The organism is uncultured Intestinibacter sp., from assembly GCF_902468165.1.
Taxonomy (GTDB): domain Bacteria; phylum Bacillota; class Clostridia; order Peptostreptococcales; family Peptostreptococcaceae; genus Intestinibacter.
On record NZ_CABQXJ010000056.1, the window covers coordinates 1 to 20,116 of the forward strand.

The window sequence follows — 20,116 nt, forward strand, 5'->3', positions numbered from 1 at the left end:
AGGGGGATTTAACATGACTTCTGAAGCTTTAACAAGCAAGCAAAACCAGGAGGTTAATACATTAGCTAGAAAAATGGCAATAGCACTTGTTGCCGGATTATTAGTAGGAGGATTACTATTATTTCTAAGGGAGAGTTTAATAAATAATGGACACCAAAATACATGGGATGTTATAAATAGCTTATTTTTTCAAGATATAAGTACAGAAGAGGGACAAAATTCAATAGGTTTATTTTATATAATCGGTCAATTATTTATAAACTGTCTTCAACTAATAATAGTGCCAATGATTTTTTGTTCCATAGCACTTGCTATGTGTGAAATCAGTGACACAAAAAAACTAGGTCGTATTTCTGGTAAAACATTATTAGGATTTTTGACAACATCATTTATTGCATTGGCAGTTGCAATTATATGTGGGTTTATTACTTATCATTTAGGATTTTTTAATGTCTCAATATCAGGCTCAGGCACAGCAGAAGTCGCTTCTACTACAAATCCTCTGATGGTTATACTTGATGCAGTCCCAAATAATATAGGTACTGTAATGACTACAAATAGTAGAGTTTTATCAATAGTATTTTTAGGAGTAGTTATTGGTCTTTGTATAAACCAACTAGGAGACAAAATTTTAGTCCTAAAAAATATACTTACGGATATTAATAATATAATAATTACATTTTTAAATTTTGTAATATTTAAATTTGGTCCAGTTGCTGTATTCGTTTTAATAACAAGAACATTCGCAGTATACGGTGTAGAACATCTTAAACCTGCCTTTGCTTATCTTGCAACAGTTACAATAGCAGCTACAATCTGTTTAATATTCTCATATCCACTATTTATTTATTTTAACACTAAATTAAATCCAATTACTTTTATGAAAAAGATGGGTAAGGTTGCCCTTTTAGCTGTATCTGCTGCATCTTCAGCTGCTGCCTTATCATTAAACTTAAAAACTTCAGAAGAAGAACTTGGAATTAGTGAAGATGTTGCATCATTTGTCCTTCCTCTAGGTATGACAATTAATATGAACGGTACTGCTATAATGCAAGTAGTTGGTTCAATATTTATCGCCGCAAGTTCAGGATATGAGGTAACACTTCCAAATATGCTAGTAATTGCAGCACTTGCTCTTATGGCATCAATCGGTACACCATCTGCACCGGGTTCATCAATGATCGTATTATTTACTGTAATATCTGGTATGGGATATACTAACGATGCTACACTTATCGCATATGCGTTAATAATAGCGATAAATAGACCAATGGATATGTATACAACAGCTCTTAATGTTATTGGAGATGCTGCAACAGCTTTAGTTGTTTCTCACTCTGAAAACACTTTAAATAAAGATATTTATAATTCATAAAAATAATAATTACATATATAAAAGACAGCTTGTTTGAATTGACAAGCTGTTTCTTTTTCATAATTAAATCCATATATTCATATAAATATATTAAAATTAAACAAATTTTAATATAAGGAGGATATTATGAGAATTTATAACAGGCAATCAGATGAAAATTATAAATATGCATTAAAAAATATAAATCTAAGAAAAAGTAAATCCACATCAGGTGATATAATTACCGTCATACCAGCCGGTTCTAAAATCAGTATTATTGATGCAGCTGAAGATTGGTATAAAGTCAGCTATGACAACCAAATAGGTTATGTATATAATGGTAATCTCTCCACTACTAAATATACTTGGACAGATGTTTTACTGAGATCATTGCCTTCTTCTGAATCTAATTCACTTGGAGTTGTCCCAACTAAATCAAGAGTTCAAGTTTTAAAATCAACTGGTGATTGGGATAATGTTATTTATAATGACCAAGAAGGATACATATTTAATTACTTCTTATCAGATGATGGAAATCCACCAGGTAGCTATGACTTTGAGTATTTTAATACAGATATGACTCAATTTGTAAACGATAATAATATCAAAAGTCCTACCGATAACTTAATAACTACAAATTTACAAAATAAATTAACTTATATTTTTCAAAAAACAGTTGATAATAAATGGGATTTACTTTATAAATGGTCTTGTTCAATAGGAAAACCTGAAACGCCTACCATAAAAGGTACATTTTATATATCTGGTCGAAAACCTTACTTTGGCTCCGATTCATATCGTGTAAAATACGCTACTCGAATAAAAGGTGGGTATTATTATCATTCAGTTTTATTTAATCCTCAAGGAACAGAAATTATAAATGATACTTTAGGAGAAGCTATAACTCATGGATGTATCCGACTAGCTGTTGATAATGCTCATTGGATTTATACTAATATATTAGATACTACAACAGTTGTAATTAACTAAAGGTTGTCGCCAACGACTTCGTCCGTTGCTTAAAGGTTGTCGCCAACGACTTCGTCCGTTGCTTAAAGTTAGGCGCCAACGACTTCGTCCGTTGCTTAAAGGTTACTGCCCACAAATTATAGATTCCGTTGCTAAAAAATTAATTACCAATGAATTATAGATTATGTTTTTAGGATTTACTTTCATTAAATAGGGATTTGTAATTTTATTTTACAAATCCCTATTTAATGTTTATTTTATCTAATTTGTTTTGTAATCTTTATTATATTTTATGATTTTATAATTCTTATCTAAGCCATGCTGGGTTTCCCGGCACAAATACTCTTTGCCCAAATTTCTTTTTATATTCTTTTAATGCTTCTTTTATAAGTTCTTCGTTTCCTTTAAAAGTATCTGCATTTTTTATTGTCTCTAACTTTTGGCTAAATGGACATACAGATAAACACATACCACAGTCCGTTCCTAGATATCTCCACTTTACATAGCAAGTTTCTTTATCTACTTTCCAATTATAATTTCCTAATTCATCAAACTTAGGTCCTACTTCTAAAGAATGTGATGGACAGTTATGTGCGCACTTTTTACATAGATTACAAAAATCCTCTAGGCCAAAGTCTTTATATTCATCTACTTCAAGCGGTAAATCTGTTGTTACTACTCCCAATTTTAATCTTGAACCATAATCTTTATTTGTAAGTACAGAATTTCTTCCTATATCGCCTAATCCTGCATCTTTCGCTACGAGCACTGGAGTTACTAAATAATTTTTATCCATATGATTTCTCGCATCATATCCCAAACTTCTTATATAATAAGATAAAACCATTCCTATAATAGATGCATCCACATAAGATTTTGTAGTTTCAATCACTTCACATATCATAGGTGCTCTATTTATCATCTCTTTATCTAATTCACATCCAAAAACAATAGCGTATTTATGATTTAGTTTTACTTCTTTTCCATAATCACTTTCTATTCTTCCTCTATGTGTGTATATGTGATAATCTTTTAATTCTGTAATTCCAACTACACAAGCACCATAATGTTTAGCAAATCCCTTTATTCTCTTTGTCATAGTTTTAGGATTTACCTCAACTTTCTCATCCGCTACTTCCCCTTCACATAACGGCAATATATCTGCTAAAAATTTAAATGCACTTGAGCCCATTGGCGAATTTACTTCATTATAAGTCATAGTTCCCTCTTGGCATAAATCTGGTCTATGACGTAAACTATCGTCTATATCCTTTTTTTCTGGGAATCTCTTATAATAATCTTCATACGCTTGACTTCCTGGTGTATAATGTGCTCTAGCAAACATCGTATCTCTTTCATCTGATCTATTCAATTTTAACCCCTCCCTACAATAAAATCTTTTTTTAAGCATTTTAAAAATATCGATCTTATTAAATAAATATATTATCTATTTGTATTTTTATGTCTAAAATTAGTATAGCACATTTAAAAAGTAATTAATAAATTTTAGATTTTAGTAGTATAATATTTATAAGGAAACTAAATTCTTAAGGGAGGTTTTATTATGAAACGAATTTCTTTATTTATTGTAATTAATGCTATATCTCTTTACATAGTGTCACTTTTAATGGACAGTGTGTATATTGGCTCTTTGACATCATTAATAACCTTGACTTTAATATTTGGATGCCTAAATGTATTTATTAAACCTTTAATTCAGTTTTTCTCTCTTCCAATGACAATTTTAACATTGGGTTTATTTTCATTTGTAATAAATGGGATAGTATTAAAATTAGCTTTTAGCATTGTTCCAGGCACACATATAAGTGGATTTTTTAACGCAATACTTGCAGCAATTTTATTGACTATTGTCAATACTATTTTCTACAATGTATTTGATTGATAAATAGAAAATAACTAATAATAGATACCTATATATAAATTATCAAGAATATGATTTTGTATTTAAATTTCAAAATCATATTTTTTTGCACAAAAATATCTTTTTATTTTATTCATATCCAAACAATGTTAACATTTTCCCATTTCATATGCACTTTAATTTTAATTTTGAATAATCAACTATTATTATAAATTATCCATTATATATCTATTGTATTAAATTTATCCACTATATCAGTACTATAGATTTTTCAATTTTGATAATATATAATAATATGTATCAGGATATCAATCTAAATTTTCCAATTTTAGTTTTAATCTTGAAATCTTTTATATTCTATTCTTGGTAAAAATATGGAGGTTTTAAAATGAAGATTTTTAATCAAATCGGAATTCTCCTTGGAGTCTGGGCAGCAGGAGAAGTTGTAAGTCAATTTATAAAAAATATTATAAACATTCCTGGATCTATATTAGGTATGATAATACTATTTTTACTGCTTCAATTTAAAATTATTAGCGAAGAAAAAATCAAAGATGTCGCTGATTTCTTATTAGGAAATATGGGTATATTCTTTATACCAGCAGGTGTATCTTTAATTCAATCTTTAGGTTTAATAAAAGAAAATGCTATTTTACTTTTATCATGTATAATACTTATAAATATCGCAGTTATGATAGGTAGCGGAATAAGCGTTGAATTTATGATAAAACTAAAAGAGAAAAAACAAGCAAAATCGCAGCAAGAAATTGCTTAATATTTATTAAAGAAGGCGGAGAAATGGAACAAATATTAAATACACAATTATTTGGATTACTTACAATTATAATTTTCTATAATATAGGATTATTTATTCAAAAAAAAGCTAGAAATCCTATATGCAATGGTCTTTTAATAGCAATAATACTTATAATATTATTTTTAAAGGGTACAAACATACCTTATGAAAATTTCAAAATAGGTGCAGATACAATCAACTTTTTACTTGGTCCTGTTACAATAGTTTTAGCAGTGCCATTATACAGACAACTTCACCTATTTAAAAAATATATGAAAGAAATATTAGTAGGAATACTTACTGGAGTATTTATATCTTTTATATCTGTAGTTTTAATTTGTAAAGTTGCAAATGCAAACCCAGAGATATTATATTCAATACTACCAAAATCAATAACTACACCAATGGGTATATCTCTTAGTAATATATTAGGTGGTATTCAATCTATAACTGTTGTTTGTATAATCCTTACTGGTATTTTAGGATATATAATGGGAGAAACAGTACTTAAAATAGGTAGAATTAAACATCCTATAGCAAAAGGGGTCGCTCTTGGTACTGCTGCTCATGCAGTTGGAACAAGTAAAGCCTTAGAACTTGGCGAAATTGAAGGAGCTATGAGTAGTTTATCAATTGGTATAGGCGGATGTTTAACAGTTATATTAGTGCCTATTTTAGCTAATTTTATATAATTTAATAGAGTTTTTTAAGAGCTAAGAAATTTATCTTGGCTCTTTTTTATTTGTAAATATATCTTTGAATTTTTATTTTTTATTTAATTCTTTGTAAGTATTTTTTAATAAAATTAAAATATTCTATATGTTATAATAAGTACTGAGATTTAATTTCCTAAATTTGTGAAATACAAATAAATTTAAAATCTAAGGGGTATTTATGAAAACTATTAAACAATATAAAAAACATACAAGTATTTTGCTAATAACAATTTTAATTTCTATAACAGGATATACTGCATATTTTATCAATAAAAATATAAATATAAATCAATCTTTCATAGTAGATAAAAAGGATTTGTATTTTTCTAAATTGCCGTCAAATTTCCAAGACTATAAAATTCTACAGATAACCGATTTACACTCTATGGAATTTGATAAAGATAATAAAACTTTAATATCTACTATAGATAAATTGTCACCAGATGTTATCTTTGTGACAGGCGATATGTTTTCTTCTTCAGAATTAAAAAAAGAAGATAATACATACAATCGAGATTTTGATGAGGAAAGTTTGCCAGGTTTTCAACTTCTAAAAAATCTTTCACAAAAATATGAAATCATCTACTCTACTGGAAATCATGAAGAAGGTATTGATTCTATCTTCAACGGTAAGGATTGGAGCCTGAGAAATAGATATAAAGATAATGCTTACAATAGATATATCAACAAATTATCTAATTTAGGCGTTAAATTTGTCGATAATACTTATACTACAATACAAAGGGGAAACCAATCTATAAATGTATATGGAATATATTATTACTTTTTAGATGAATATGCTAAAGGCAATATACCTAAAGGTGATAAAGACTTAGACTTTTTAAATACAGTAGATAAAAATAAGTTTAATATATTACTTAGCCATAATCCAACTGGAGCACAAACCCTAAAAGACTACGAATTTGATTTAGTTTTTTCTGGTCATGTTCATGGAGGAATAATAAGATTCTTCAATAAAGGTCTTTTGGACCCTGCAAGAAAGTTTTTCCCAAAATACAATAAAGGGCTTTATGAAGTTGGAAATACTCAACTATTTGTGAGCACTGGGCTAGGCAATACTAAATTTATGAGGATAAATAATAGCCCTGAGCTTAATTTAATCACGTTAAAATCTAAATAAAATTAAACAATCAGAAGGTTATACTGTTGAGCAATTCGGCAGAGGTTTTCAATTACAAAAAGGTAATGAAAGTAAACTATTAATATCCGAAGGTTTTATGCGGATGTACGAAATATTTAGCGAATAAAAAGATGGCATTATATGCCATCTTTTTATTGTTTAAATAGTATTAAATTTCAACATTGTATTAAAACATAGCCATTATTTAAAATTAATCACATCTCTTTTTTATTATCTTTTTATAATCTTTTTAATTAAGTTTCTACTTTTAAAAAATAGTGGTCTAATAGGTTTTAATAATACCCATAACCTCATATATATTTTATATTTTTTATTATCGCATGAAATTAATTTTTCGTCTCTATAAAAAGATTCCACTACTCCAATTACTTGATCAAATCTAACTACTTCTGTCCACTGTTGTGCATCTCCATTCATTATAAAACAATCATTATCTATTATTTTTCTTATTCTATGGAGTACGTGTTTTCCTGAATCTCTTTTTATAAAAACTATCTCATTTTTTAGTGGCTTTCTCTTTTGTGGACTTACTAATACTACACTATCTTTTAAGTGTCTCAATGTCGGATTCATGCTATAACCTGTTACTCTGAGTTTACAGCTACCTCCACTTTTTATAACCTCTTCCATTATAGGAACTATATCTTTTTCATTATATGAAGTATTTTTATTCATAAAACATTTCCCTTTAATCCTTATAATAATTACTCACTTAACTTAACTGTATTTGTAGTACTTAATGGAATATTGTGTAGCCCAATTTGTTTAACCACGATATTTTTTATATCTTTTGTATTATCTTCCCCGCAATACACTCTAAGTGTATTTTTATCTACATACATAGTACTTTTCTCTTTTCCATCAATAAATACAGTACTCTTTCTCGTGAAATTTTTCCCTTTTATACAGATTTGATTATCTTGTAATACTGCACTTTCAATTTTTATATCTTTTGTGCCCATTTTTAAATTGCTAGGTTTAATTTTTTCATCTTCATTTAAATAATAATCTTCTCCAAACAATATATCATATTGTATAAGTTCTAAATCTTTTTTATAGTCTTGTTTTGAACTCAGTGATTTGTGGACATTTTCCATAGGTCCTAAATCAACTCCTGCTAAAGAAAGCATTATTGTACTCATTTGATAAGCACTTATATCCCCACCTTTAAAATCAGTATTTAAATCAAAATTACTGTAAATAGCATATGGTGTAGTAGTTCTGTCCACATTTCCTCCATCTCTATTTAATAAATCTAGTGCAGGTGTATGATCCCCATAAAATACAACGATTGTATCTTCATCTAAAGAATCAACCAAGTCTATAACATCACCTATAAATTCATCACTTTCATGAATTTTATTTATATAGTAGTATATTTGATTTTGATCTGATTTTGAAAGACTGCTATTTACTACTTTAATAGGGAAATTGTATATATCTGAATTTGTCGGATAAGGACTATGTCCTTCAACAGATATTGTGAATACTAAATCCCTTTCTTTACTTGATTCTAAACATTCTTTTATATATTTTGTGAGCACTGTATCTTTTGCCCAATTAGTTTCAGTTCTCTCAACATTGTCCATATATTCAACAGATGTATATGTATCATATCCAAGCGAACTGTACGCCTTATTTCTATTGTAGAAATTACCTTGATTATTATGGATTGCATGTGTCGAATAACCTTGTTTTTTTAGTGTTGATGCTACTGAATTTAAAGTTTCATGTCCTAAAATAGTGTAGTGCGGCACTTCCCCATCTGTTAAAAATTCTAAGTCTAATCCTGTCATTACTTCAAATTCTGTCCTAGCTGTTCCCCCTCCAATAGAAGGCGTCTTCATCTTTCCTGAAATACCATTTTTCTGTAGTTTTCTAAAATTAGGTATTGGATCTTTACTATACATAACTTTATCAATCGACATAGGGTCCATAAATCCTTCTAGCTGAACAAATAGTATATTTGGTTTATTTGATGAATTGTCGCTTATTTTTGTCAATTTGCTACTTGCTACAGCTGTCTCTTTATTAGTTTGAGTTTTTGAATCGACTTCTTTTCTTATCGCTACAATACTTTCTTGATTATAATTATCTGGTTTAAATCTTATAAATCTAAGTCCCGACTCTAATGTTGAGTATACATATCCATTATATCTATATGTTTTAACCATATTTGCACTGTAGTATATCAAGGTCTTGCTATTAACAAGATTTATATAATATGAGTATGTACCTCCTATTAAAACTAATAAAATAATTATATTTGTATAACTTGTAATTCTAACTTCTCTTTTGTCTTTCATAAATAAAAATACAATAAAAGCTAAAAGCATTGCCACTATAATTACTATAAATATTAATTTATTCTGTCCTAAAAAATCTTTTGCCAATGATAAACCATCATTTATACAATAAATATCACTATATGCAAGAGGTATCCCTCTAAATATTGATACAAAATAATTGCAAAGCGATAAAATCATTAAAATAGAACTCATTAATACAGTATAAAATACTTTTTTCTTTAGTAAAATTAATGGACTTAACAATAATAAAATAATTAAATAATCTAATATTAAACACCATATCTTGTCTGAAGGTATATCTAAAAATACATAAAACTTATCCCATATATACTTAATCAATGGTGTCATAATTAAAAATAATACAAATCCGCCTATATAATAATTTCTTTTATCTTTTTTAAATACAAATAATGTCAAAAAAAGTATACTTAAAAGTATTCCTACTCCTATACATATCGTACTATTTTGTATATAACCAAATCTTGTCGTCCCCATTGCCGACACAACTTCTGTAATTATAAAAATAATAAAAGATATATAGACCAAGTATATTAATTCTTTCATCGAGCTTTTGTTTGGTTTAAACTTGGCTTTATCAAATTTGAAAAATTTCATCGCATTTCCCCTTATATCCTCATTTTTTACATTAATATTTTAGCACTAAATTCTACCATCTCAAATATTTTACTTAAAAAATAAAAGTGTTATATATTATAACAATCCTCTTTCAAGTAATTTTTGCTTTACAGTTGGATAATTATCTATATTTGTATGTGGTAAAAAGCTAGCAGCTCTCATTTTTTCTATAAAATCCTTTGCATCTTCTAAGCCGATATAATTTATCTTTTCAACAATATCATCTATTTCTGAGAGTAAGTTTCTATCCGTAAGTAACTTATATGCTCCTTTAAGTGATGAATTACCTGGGCATTCAAATTTTTCTCTAGGTAAATCAGGATACATCCCTATTGTAACAGCAGATTCTATATCTAAATGTACGCCAAAAGCACCTGCCACATAGAACTTATCCAAATCGTTTAATGTAAGTCCAACTTCTTCTAATAAAAAAGCTACCATAGTATGAGCTGCTGATTTTGTCTTTAAAAATTGATTTATATCGCTTTGAGTAAATATTAAAGATTCATGATTTTCACTTTCTTCTTTAGTTGCATATTCTACAGCTAATTGTGAGTTTACTTTTATTATGTTTTTTGAGGCATTTTCTTTTAACTCGCCCGAAAAATCTATCCATCCATTTAAAAACATCTCTGACAATAAATCAACTATTCCTGAGCCACATATTCCTAAAGGCTTTTTATTTTCTATAGTTGTATATTTTATATTATTGTCTACAATTTTAATTGTGTCGATTGCTCCTTCTTTCGCCCTCATCCCAAACTTGCTTATACCGCCTTCTAATGCTGGGCCTGCTGCTCCTGCAACAGCAACTAAAAACTCCTCATTTCCTATAACTAGCTCTCCATTTGTCCCTATATCTATAAATGCTGAAAGTTCTTTTTGTTTATATATTTCTGTAAACAATACACCACTTACAATATCGCCACCTAGATAATTTGCTACTGATGGAAAGCAATATAGATACCCATTTATAGGTATTCCAATTTCATCACAACTTATAAATCCAGTATGATTAAATATTGGTGTATAAGGCATTTGAAAAATTGTCCATGGATCTATATTTAATAAAAAATGTATCATAGTAGTATTACCTGCAACTGTCATAACGCTGATATCTTCGCTATTTATTTTACTTTTTTCAGTAATTATATATATAAGCTCTGAAAAAGTATATATTGTAGCCTTGTGAATTTCGTATAATTTTTCTTTAGAATTTCTAGTATAAAATATTCTATTTAAAATATCTTCTCCAAACGAAATCTGTTTATTAAAACAGCCCTCTTCTACTACTATATCGCCTGTGTTTAAGTCTACTAATCTCATAATTACAGTTGTACTTCCCAAATCTACACATAAACCGTAATTTTTGTCTGTTTTATCACCTTGTTCAATCCTTGTGACAACCCAATCATAAGTGCGTTTTACTAAAGTTACAGTTATTTCAAAATTAGATTCTCTACACTTTGGATATAAGTCTTTTGTTATTTTATAAGGCATATCTACATTTTTATATTTGATTTTTAACTTATCTAAAATCCTATCTCTATCACTTTTTATATCTTTGCTATTTGGCATATCTAGTTTTAAAAAAACTTTTTCACTTAGTGCTTTCATATACTTCATCCCCTGTTTATATATTTATTATCTAGATTATATCTTGATTTTTATCCCTTTTTATTTTATTTAATTTTTGTATTATCTTACTAAAAATAATAACTACAATTATACCAGTTAGAGCCCCACAGCTATCAATCATAACATCTCTAAATTCGCACGAACGCCCCGGTACAAAATACTGATGTAGTTCATCAGATGCAGCATATAAAGCTGATATTACAAGAGCTATTAAAAAATTGCTTTTTAATTTAAACTTATTTAATGATCTTAAGTTTGCAAAACAAAGTCCCCCTAATATCGCATATGCTGTAAAATGTGCTCCTTTTCTTACTATAAATTGTAACCCTTCTACTATGCTGTCTTGTGTTACTTTATCAATTGATCTAAATTGAGAAAAAAACATACTAAGTATATTGTAAGTAAATCCTCCACTTATATTAGAAGATTGTGTAGAATTTTTAGCTGACATACTAAATATAAATGCCATCCAACAAAAAACAAGTATAGTTAAAGTAATTATTTTCCCTTTTTTCTTCATTTTTTCACCTTTCAAATACTGATTTTTATTGTATAAGTAAAACTTTTATTTTCTATACAATGATAATAATTATTATATCATCTATTTTTAACTAAAAATAAACAAAACTTCTATATACTAAAAAAACTGAGAATTTCCAATGGTAAAATTCTCAGTTTTCATTTATTTTTATAATTTAATTATTTCAAGAAATTTATCTAACTATAGATTTTTTAATTTTCATGTATTTTTGCTATAGTTATTTATTTCTTGGCAGAGTAACATGCCTATATTTCCATCTTCAAATACATTTTTTTCATTTTTATTAAAAATATATTTTGCTGCTATTCCAGTAAATATTATTATACTTGGTGAAAAATCTTCTTCAAAAGATTTTCTACCGTTTATGACCATTTTTGAAAATCCCCAAGAGTAATCACTCAGATGGATTGTTGTAATCATTATATCTGCTAATATTTTGCAAAGTCCTCTTATTTTTTCTACATCTGTAGTTTCCCCTTCATTGAGATCTATGCTATATAGTCTAGCTAAATCTCTAATATTGTTATCTACATAAGTAATTTTATTGCTACTTGAGTCAATTTTGACTTGTTCTTTTCCAATATTAAGACTTATAGTTCCTTTAGATTCCCCATTTTCATAACGACAAACAGTAGTAATATCGTCTTTTATGTTAATTCTGGCAATAGAAGTCTGTTTGTCATTTGATAAATCTACAGTATCTATACTTCTGTCATCTGATACAAGAAATCTTGAACCTTCTTCCTTATCAATAACTATACTGACAAACTTGTTATTCATAATTTTTCCCCCTAAACATAAATAGACATCCTAAAATACTAAGATGCCCCATTGCAATACTAATTTAGAACTTAATTTTAAAATATAAACATTATAACTCTTTTATTTTATGCTTTTATCTTAGTTAATTTTTGAAATTATGTCAATTTTATAGTCTTATTATTTTATAATATTTTTCTTTTATGTATACAATATGCTATATAAATCTTCTCTATTTATACTACTCGCCCTTGAATTTGAACTTAAATTTTTTGGCCTTCATCTTATTTTTAAACTTAGATTTTTTAACCTTTGTCTTTTGTTTATTTTTATATTTTAACTTTTTAACTTTAAATTTTCTTTTATTTTTATATTTAGATTTTTTTCTTTTTGTCTTTTGTACTTCTTTTATTCTAGTTGTTTTTTCTTCTTCATCTTCTAAAACTCTAATTGCACCGTATGTAATAATAGCAGTCAAAGCTATCTTCTTTCCTGTATCTAAAGTCTTTTCTATTATACTTTTCATGACAAAACCTCTTTATATTATTAATTTGCAAAATTATTTTTCTTTTTTATTTATAGTCTTATTTTTATTATTTTAAACTCATATTTTTCATTATATCAAATTTTTTACTTGAAAGGTGTTTAACAGAAAAAATCCCCTAAAATTAGGGGATTTTTATATTCATATAGATTTTAGATTGACGTTTTAGAGCGCTGTATCTCAGCATTAAAGTACTCTTTTTTAGATTTATCTTTATATTTTCCTGTATCTAATTTTTTTATACTTATTTTATTTGTTATAAAACTCAATTTAGTTTCACAAACTATTATTCCAATAAAAATAACTATAAATCCAATCAACAATTTTGTTGTAATTACTTCATTATAAAATGCTATTGATATAATTACTCCAAACACTGACTCTAAACTTAGAATTATTGATGCTGATGTAGAATTTATATGCTTTAATCCAATAACTTGAATCAGCAGACATAACGCTGTTGCAAATACACCTAAATAAACAACTCCCATAACAGCTCTAATATTATAAGCTTGTGGTATATCACCTTTTATTATTACAATTAGCCAACTTAAAATTGCTACTACTGCTATTTGTAAAAATGCAAGAACCTTCACATCTGCACTTTCTTTGCTTGAAAACTCTGATGTAAACATTATATTTACAGCATAGAAAAACGTCGAAACTAAGATTATTCCATCACCAAGTGTTATTGTTGCATTTTTTTCAACAGATACAAGCGCAACACCGATAACACATAAAATAGCTGCAATCACACTATATTTATCAGGTGTTTTTTTGAATACTGCCCAAGATAAAAACGGCACCATTACACAAAATGTCGCTGATAAAAATGCGCATTTTCCCGCGCTTGAGCCATACTCCATGCCTAAAACTTGTAGATAATATCCTCCAAATAGCGAAATTCCCATTAAAATTCCGCCTTTTAATTCAGTTTTATTTATATTTTTTATCTTTTTAAAATATATAACAAGTAAAATAAGTGTCGCTATTGTAAATCTACCTGCATTTATAAATCCTGATGTCATAGTATTTGTAGCATCTTTAATTACTACAAAAGTACTTCCCCAAATAATTGCGCACAGTATTAAACATAGTTTGTAAAATACTTCTTTATTATTTTTCAATATAATCACCTTCCTACATATTTATGTCACAAAATAATTATATAAAAATAATAATTTAAAATAATTGTATAATATTAAAAATTATGATGTTTTTTTTGTAAAATTTACAAATATAAAATTTAAATAAAAATCTATATATTTTGATATATCATATATAATTTTATTCCTATTGAAAGTTCTTCATAAAATTCAAACTCCGACTTATCTATATTTAATATTTCTTTTACTTTATTTATTCTATATCTTACAGTATTGCTATGTAGATTCATTATTTTTGAAGTTTGTTTGATATTACCGCCAGATTGTATATATTTTATAGATGTCTGAAGTAGTTCTGTATTGTATTTTTTATCATATTGATTTATCTTTCCAACAATATCTGAATTAAAATTCGCCATATATCCTTGTTCATAAGAAGGCATTAGTAGCTTATAAACTCCTATTTCATAATAATATTTTTTATTTACTTCTTCTATAGATGATACCCTCATGGCGTACATTGCCTCTTTTAGGGCAAAATTAAACTCATCTATATATGTATGGAAATTGCTGATACCAACATAATAATCATCTAAATTAAAAAATAAACTACACATCATCATATCGACAAGCTTTTCAAATTGTATCGTTCTCTTATCTCTATGATTATCTTCAAAAGTATATATAATAAATATACATCCATGGTATCTATAAGCAGCATGACTTGAACCTAAATCCTTATTTAATATATTTACTATATCTGCTAGTGAATTTTCGTCTATATATTTTTTAGGTTTTATACAAAGACAAAATACATTATCTTTGAAAGATATATTAAAGTCTTTCGCCATATTTTTCACACTAGACTTATCTAAATCTTCTTTTAATAAAATCGCGATTTTCGCTTCTTGATATTTAAGACTATTTTTTTCTTTATTTTTATCATAAATCTCTGTAACTATGTCTTCATAATAAGAACCTTTTTTATCAAACATAAAAATAGGAAAATCCATTTGATTTGCATATTTTATAACTTCTTCTGGTAATTCATCATAATATATATTTTTTATAGCAAGTCCGCTTACTCCATCTGATATTAATCCTTTTACACTCTCTAATATTAAACTTGGATCATCTTTTGCATATATAAGACTACTTATAACAAAGTCCTCTTTTTCAAAGTAAGTCTGGATTGGCTTATCAAATAAACTACTTTCATATTCATAGTCAAGTATAGACGCCCTTTGAATTTCCCTATCAAGACCTCTATATCCAGCAACTAAGTCAAAATCTTTAAAAGTCGGAAGTTTCATTGCTTCCAATATAGTAATCGCCATAAATCCCCCTCCTATTAAAATGTTTTATACTATTATAGATTAAATTTTGTAAAAAGAAAACAACCCCCAAAATGGAGGTTGTACTCTATATAATTAAAATCTAGCTTATCTATTTATAGCTTAATTTATTATCTATTTTTCCAAGTTAAGATAGGTTTCTTAACTGCTCTAGCATCATCAACTCTCTTAATTATTGTATTATGAGGAGCAGTTTTTAATAATTCTGGATTTTCTTCAGCTTCTTTTGCTATTTGTTTCATGGCATCTATAAATTTATCTAGTGTTTCTACACTTTCACTTTCAGTAGGTTCTATCATTAAAGCCTCTGGTATTATAAGTGGGAAGTAGATTGTTGGTGGATGGTATCCATAGTCTAACATTCTCTTCGCGATATCTGTTGTATTTAATTCTCCATGAGGTCCGCTTAATACAAATTCATGTTTACATATTTGGTCTATTGGAAGTTTAAATGTATCTTTTAAGTTTTCTTTTAAATAGTTTGCATTTAAAACTGCCATTTGGCTTGCTTTTTTAAGACCATCTCTTCCCATTGTAAGCACATATGCATATGATTTTACAATTACACCAAAGTTTCCATAGAAATTTTTAATTTTTCCTATTGATAATTCTCTGTCGTAATCTAATATATATTCATCATTCACCTTTTCAACTACTGGAACTGGCAAGAAAGGTATTAAGTCTTTTTTAACACCTACTGGACCACTTCCTGGTCCTCCTCCACCATGAGGAGCTGCAAATGTTTTGTGAAGGTTTAGATGAACTACGTCAAACCCCATATCTCCGGCTCTTGTTATACCCATTATTGCATTTGTATTTGCACCATCATAATATAAAAGACCACCTGCATTATGTACTAATTCTGATATTTCTTTTATATTTTTTTCAAATAAACCTAAAGTTGATGGATTAGTAAGCATTAAAGCTGCCACTTCATCACCTAAAACTTCTTTTAATTTTTCTATATCTACAGCGCCATCTTTTGTAGATTCTACTTGAACTATTTTAAATCCTGCCATCATTGCACTTGCTGGATTTGTTCCATGCGCAGAGTCTGGTACGATTACTTTTGTTCTTTTTAAATCGCCTCTATTTTGGTGGTATGCTTTTATTATCATAAGCCCTGTAAATTCACCATGAGCACCTGCTGAAGGTTGTAGAGTTACTTTATCCATGCCTGTTATTTCTGCTAATGATTCTGATAAATTATACATAAGCTCTAAAGCACCTTGTGCAGTCTTTGCTGGTTGATATGGATGAAGTGATGTAAATCCTTTTAATGATGCCATATCTTCATCTATCTTTGGATTATATTTCATAGTACAAGAACCAAGTGGATAAAATCCTGTATCAACACCAAAGTTTTTATTTGACAATAAAGTGTAATGTCTAACTACATCTAATTCACTAAGTTCTGGCAATTCTAAGTCAGTCTTTTTGATCATATTATAATCAAGCATATCAGTTAACTTTTGCTCTTCTACATCTAACTTTGGAAGAGAATAAGATTTTCTTCCTTCTTTTGAAACTTCTATCAATAAACTATTGTATTCATTCATTTTACATGCCCTCCATTAGATTTACTAAATTATCAATTTCTTTTGCTGTTCTCTTTTCTGTTACACACATTAAGACACAGCCTTTTAATTCTTCATAATCTTTTCCTAAATCGTATCCACCTAAGATTTTGTTTTCTAATAATTTTTCATTTAATTCATCTACTGGCATTGGGCTTTTTACTACAAATTCATTAAAGAATTTTCCTTTAAATACTGGTTCAAAATTTTTACTTTCATCAAATTTTTTATATGCATAATGAGATTTTTGTATATTTTGCATAGCTACTTCTTGATATCCTTTTTTACCCATAGTAGCTAAGTAAATTGATGCTATAAGTGCATTTAAGCCTTGATTTGAGCATATATTTGAAGTTGCTTTTTCACGTCTAACATGTTGTTCTCTTGTTTGTAATGTAAGTGCATAGCATCTCTTTCCATCTGCATCTACAGTTTGTCCAACTACCCTACCTGGCATCTTTCTTATAAGACCTGATTTTATTGCTAAAAATCCTACATATGGTCCCCCAAAGTTTAGTGAATTTCCTAGAGGTTGAGCATCACCAACTGCTATATCTGCACCAACTTCTCCTGGAGATTTTAATATACTTAAAGTTATTGGATTTACACTCATAACGTACATAGCTTTGTTGTCACGGGCTATTGAACCTATTTCATCTACATCTTCTATTACACCAAAGAAGTTTGGATTTTGTACTAATATACAAGCAGTTTCTTCTCCAACTACTTCTTTTAATTTATTTAAATCAGTTGTACCATATTCTCTATCATAGTCAACTTCCACTACTTCTACATCTTTAAATTGTAGATAAGTTTTAAGTATTTGTCTTGTTTCTGGATGAACAGTTTTTGGCACAACTATTTTATTTCTTCTAGTTTTTCCTACAGCCATTATACAAGCTTCTACAGCTGCTGTAGCTCCATCATACATAGATGCATTTGCAATATCCATCTTTGTTATTTCTGCAATCATAGATTGGAACTCAAATATACTTTGTAATGTACCTTGACTTATTTCAGCCTGATAAGGAGTATATGCTGTATAAAATTCACTTCTTGAAGTTATGCTTTTTATAAGTGATGGTATATAGTGATCATATGCTCCAGCACCTAAAAAGCAAGTTAAATCATCTATATTTTTATCTGCCATCTTAGTTATTATTTCACTCACTTCTAATTCTGATTTAGATTCGTCTAAATTTAAATCTCTATTTAATTTTAAATCATCTGGTATATCTGAGAATAAATCATCTATTGAACCTACATTACAAGCCTTTAACATCTTTTGTTCGTCTTCATGTGTTGCTGGTATATAAGGATATTGTTTGTATTCTTTTACTTTTACTTCTTCTTTTTTATATTGTTTTTTATAGAAAGGTCTTTTTACTATAACTGCTGGAACTAATTTTTTTCTTACTCTTATTCCAATTTCTTGACCGACTCTTGCTTTGTCTGAATCTATTATAGCCATACCTATGAATTTATCTAAAGTTGGAGATTTTAGTCCAGTAGTTACAAAACCTACTACTTCACCATCTATCTCTACATCATATCCCCCTCTTACCATTCCTTTTCCTGTCAACTCAAACGCTACTAGTTTTCTAGCATTTCCACTTTCTTTTAATGCTTTAAGACTATCTTTTCCAATAAAATCATCTTTATCTAATTTAACAAATATTGATAATCCTGCTTCTAAAGGGGGGATTTCTTCGCTTATTTCATGTCCATAAAGCGGAAGATTTACTTCTGATCTTAAAGTATCTCTAGCTCCAAGTCCTGCTGGAACTACTCTTTCTTTTCCTTCTTCTAATATAGCATTCCATATTTTTTGTGCTACATTTTTATCACAATATATTTCAAATCCATCTTCACCTGTATATCCAGTTCTAGATACTATACAAGGCTCTCCACAAACATCTACATTTTGTTTAAATTTATAAAACTCTATTTGTGATAAATCTTGATTTGTTAATTTGCTTAATATTTCTTCTGCTAAAGGTCCTTGCAATGCCAATTGTGCAACTTTATCAGATATATTTTTTGTCTCTACATTAAATTTTTTGCTATTTTCAACTATCCACTCATAATCTTTGTCTATATTTCCTGCATTTATAATTAGTAAATAATCATTTTGCCCTCTCTTATATACTAATAAATCATCTACTGTTGTCCCATTTTCATAACACATCGGAGAATATAAAATTTCATCTGCTTTTAAGTTTGATACATCATTTGTAATTAAATATTGTATAAAATCTTTAGCTTTATCTCCCTTTACTTCTACTTCTCCCATGTGAGATACGTCAAATAGACCTGCACTTTTTCTTACATGCTCATGTTCTTTAACTGCACTAGTATACTCTAATGGCATTTCCCATCCTGCAAATTCAAACATTTTTGCATTTAGCTTTTGATGCACATCAAATAAACATGTTCTTTTTAATTCATCCATAATGAACCCCCTATATTTTTGTTGTTTTAAAAATATTTTTACTTCTCGGTAGTTTTTTGTGATATCATCTTGAGATACTTCAAGAAATTATGAATTTTTGTCATTGAAAAATAAATAAATTTTTGCTTTTAGAAATTGTATTTTTTATATTTCTTATTTTAATTAAACAATATATTTTTTACAGAAAATTGTCAATATTCAAAGTCCTTTTTTACATAATGTTGTATTTTTATCTAAAAATTCGACTTTACGGATATTTTTTTATTTTTTAAACAAAAAACAAGACATAATCACTATGCCTTGTTTAAAAAGGAGTAACA

17 protein-coding genes are annotated in these 20,116 nt (G+C 27.9%); 6 read left to right on the forward strand and 11 right to left on the reverse strand.

Annotated elements, in window-relative coordinates:
- The first annotated feature begins 13 nt into the window (after positions 1–13).
- Together RDX53_RS10175 and RDX53_RS10180 are read left to right on the forward strand one after the other, a co-directional pair.
- Positions 14–1,375, forward strand: a complete 1,362-nt coding sequence (locus RDX53_RS10175) for a dicarboxylate/amino acid:cation symporter (RefSeq protein WP_195931603.1) — start codon at positions 14–16, stop codon at positions 1,373–1,375.
- 126 nt (positions 1,376–1,501) lie between these two features.
- Positions 1,502–2,344, forward strand: a complete 843-nt coding sequence (locus RDX53_RS10180; protein ID WP_195931604.1) for an SH3 domain-containing protein — start codon at positions 1,502–1,504, stop codon at positions 2,342–2,344.
- Positions 2,345–2,630: 286 nt separating this feature from the next.
- Here RDX53_RS10180 and RDX53_RS10185 read toward each other — a convergent pair whose 3' ends face one another.
- Positions 2,631–3,695, reverse strand: coding sequence for a reductive dehalogenase domain-containing protein (locus RDX53_RS10185; RefSeq protein WP_195931605.1), 1,065 nt, complete (start codon positions 3,693–3,695; stop codon positions 2,631–2,633).
- Positions 3,696–3,887: 192 nt separating this feature from the next.
- Here RDX53_RS10185 and RDX53_RS10190 point away from each other — a divergent pair, with 192 nt between their 5' ends.
- The 4 genes from RDX53_RS10190 (at position 3,888) to RDX53_RS10205 (ending at position 6,858) form a co-directional block, all read left to right on the forward strand.
- Positions 3,888–4,226 carry a phage holin family protein gene (locus RDX53_RS10190; RefSeq protein ID WP_195931606.1) on the forward strand — a complete coding sequence of 113 codons (339 nt, stop codon included), beginning with the start codon at positions 3,888–3,890 and terminating at the stop codon, positions 4,224–4,226.
- A 367-nt stretch (positions 4,227–4,593) separates the two neighbouring features.
- Complete coding sequence (locus tag RDX53_RS10195; RefSeq protein ID WP_195931607.1) at positions 4,594–4,980, forward strand: CidA/LrgA family protein; 387 nt, start codon at positions 4,594–4,596, stop codon at positions 4,978–4,980.
- 23 nt (positions 4,981–5,003) lie between these two features.
- Positions 5,004–5,693, forward strand: coding sequence for an LrgB family protein (locus RDX53_RS10200; protein WP_195931608.1), 690 nt, complete (start codon positions 5,004–5,006; stop codon positions 5,691–5,693).
- A gap of 202 nt (positions 5,694–5,895) precedes the next feature.
- Complete coding sequence (locus RDX53_RS10205; protein WP_195931517.1) at positions 5,896–6,858, forward strand: metallophosphoesterase; 963 nt, start codon at positions 5,896–5,898, stop codon at positions 6,856–6,858.
- 231 nt (positions 6,859–7,089) lie between these two features.
- Here the strand turns inward: RDX53_RS10205 and RDX53_RS10210 are convergent, their stop codons facing one another.
- The 10 genes from RDX53_RS10210 to gcvPA form a co-directional block, all read right to left on the reverse strand.
- Positions 7,090–7,554 (reverse strand): S24/S26 family peptidase, encoded by a 465-nt coding sequence (locus tag RDX53_RS10210; protein WP_307994089.1) that lies wholly within the window; start codon positions 7,552–7,554, stop codon positions 7,090–7,092.
- Between the two features lie 29 nt (positions 7,555–7,583).
- Positions 7,584–9,803 (reverse strand): LTA synthase family protein, encoded by a 2,220-nt coding sequence (locus tag RDX53_RS10215; protein ID WP_307994090.1) that lies wholly within the window; start codon positions 9,801–9,803, stop codon positions 7,584–7,586.
- Positions 9,804–9,899: 96 nt separating this feature from the next.
- Positions 9,900–11,441, reverse strand: a complete 1,542-nt coding sequence (locus RDX53_RS10220; protein ID WP_195931520.1) for an ASKHA domain-containing protein — start codon at positions 11,439–11,441, stop codon at positions 9,900–9,902.
- A 31-nt stretch (positions 11,442–11,472) separates the two neighbouring features.
- Positions 11,473–11,982 (reverse strand): VanZ family protein, encoded by a 510-nt coding sequence (locus RDX53_RS10225; protein ID WP_195931521.1) that lies wholly within the window; start codon positions 11,980–11,982, stop codon positions 11,473–11,475.
- A gap of 219 nt (positions 11,983–12,201) precedes the next feature.
- Positions 12,202–12,783, reverse strand: coding sequence for an ethanolamine ammonia-lyase reactivating factor EutA (locus RDX53_RS10230; protein WP_295677512.1), 582 nt, complete (start codon positions 12,781–12,783; stop codon positions 12,202–12,204).
- 220 nt (positions 12,784–13,003) lie between these two features.
- Complete coding sequence (locus tag RDX53_RS10235) at positions 13,004–13,288, reverse strand: hypothetical protein (protein WP_295575524.1); 285 nt, start codon at positions 13,286–13,288, stop codon at positions 13,004–13,006.
- Positions 13,289–13,458: 170 nt separating this feature from the next.
- Positions 13,459–14,433 (reverse strand): DMT family transporter, encoded by a 975-nt coding sequence (locus tag RDX53_RS10240; protein ID WP_195931904.1) that lies wholly within the window; start codon positions 14,431–14,433, stop codon positions 13,459–13,461.
- Between the two features lie 131 nt (positions 14,434–14,564).
- Positions 14,565–15,749 (reverse strand): PucR family transcriptional regulator, encoded by a 1,185-nt coding sequence (locus RDX53_RS10245; RefSeq protein ID WP_195930740.1) that lies wholly within the window; start codon positions 15,747–15,749, stop codon positions 14,565–14,567.
- 128 nt (positions 15,750–15,877) lie between these two features.
- Positions 15,878–17,326, reverse strand: a complete 1,449-nt coding sequence (gene gcvPB, locus RDX53_RS10250; protein ID WP_195930739.1) for an aminomethyl-transferring glycine dehydrogenase subunit GcvPB — start codon at positions 17,324–17,326, stop codon at positions 15,878–15,880.
- A 1-nt stretch (position 17,327) separates the two neighbouring features.
- A complete protein-coding gene (gene gcvPA, locus RDX53_RS14075; RefSeq protein ID WP_331607183.1) occupies positions 17,328–19,796 on the reverse strand; it encodes an aminomethyl-transferring glycine dehydrogenase subunit GcvPA in 2,469 nt (822 codons plus the stop codon).
- Positions 19,797–20,116 lie beyond the last annotated feature (320 nt).

What these genes read in the sequence shown, in the direction of transcription:
- RDX53_RS10175 (WP_195931603.1), top strand. Translation starts at nt 14, where the DNA reads ATGACTTCTGAAGCTTTAACAAGCAAGCAAAACCAGGAGGTTAATACA.
- RDX53_RS10180 (WP_195931604.1), top strand. Translation starts at nt 1,502, where the DNA reads ATGAGAATTTATAACAGGCAATCAGATGAAAATTATAAATATGCATTA.
- RDX53_RS10190 (WP_195931606.1), top strand. Translation starts at nt 3,888, where the DNA reads ATGAAACGAATTTCTTTATTTATTGTAATTAATGCTATATCTCTTTAC.
- RDX53_RS10195 (WP_195931607.1), top strand. Translation starts at nt 4,594, where the DNA reads ATGAAGATTTTTAATCAAATCGGAATTCTCCTTGGAGTCTGGGCAGCA.
- RDX53_RS10200 (WP_195931608.1), top strand. Translation starts at nt 5,004, where the DNA reads ATGGAACAAATATTAAATACACAATTATTTGGATTACTTACAATTATA.
- RDX53_RS10205 (WP_195931517.1), top strand. Translation starts at nt 5,896, where the DNA reads ATGAAAACTATTAAACAATATAAAAAACATACAAGTATTTTGCTAATA.
- RDX53_RS10210 (WP_307994089.1), bottom strand. Translation starts at nt 7,554, where the DNA reads ATGAATAAAAATACTTCATATAATGAAAAAGATATAGTTCCTATAATG.
- RDX53_RS10215 (WP_307994090.1), bottom strand. Translation starts at nt 9,803, where the DNA reads ATGAAATTTTTCAAATTTGATAAAGCCAAGTTTAAACCAAACAAAAGC.
- RDX53_RS10220 (WP_195931520.1), bottom strand. Translation starts at nt 11,441, where the DNA reads ATGAAAGCACTAAGTGAAAAAGTTTTTTTAAAACTAGATATGCCAAAT.
- RDX53_RS10225 (WP_195931521.1), bottom strand. Translation starts at nt 11,982, where the DNA reads ATGAAGAAAAAAGGGAAAATAATTACTTTAACTATACTTGTTTTTTGT.
- RDX53_RS10230 (WP_295677512.1), bottom strand. Translation starts at nt 12,783, where the DNA reads ATGAATAACAAGTTTGTCAGTATAGTTATTGATAAGGAAGAAGGTTCA.
- RDX53_RS10235 (WP_295575524.1), bottom strand. Translation starts at nt 13,288, where the DNA reads ATGAAAAGTATAATAGAAAAGACTTTAGATACAGGAAAGAAGATAGCT.
- RDX53_RS10245 (WP_195930740.1), bottom strand. Translation starts at nt 15,749, where the DNA reads ATGGCGATTACTATATTGGAAGCAATGAAACTTCCGACTTTTAAAGAT.
- gcvPB (WP_195930739.1), bottom strand. Translation starts at nt 17,326, where the DNA reads ATGAATGAATACAATAGTTTATTGATAGAAGTTTCAAAAGAAGGAAGA.
- gcvPA (WP_331607183.1), bottom strand. Translation starts at nt 19,796, where the DNA reads ATGGATGAATTAAAAAGAACATGTTTATTTGATGTGCATCAAAAGCTA.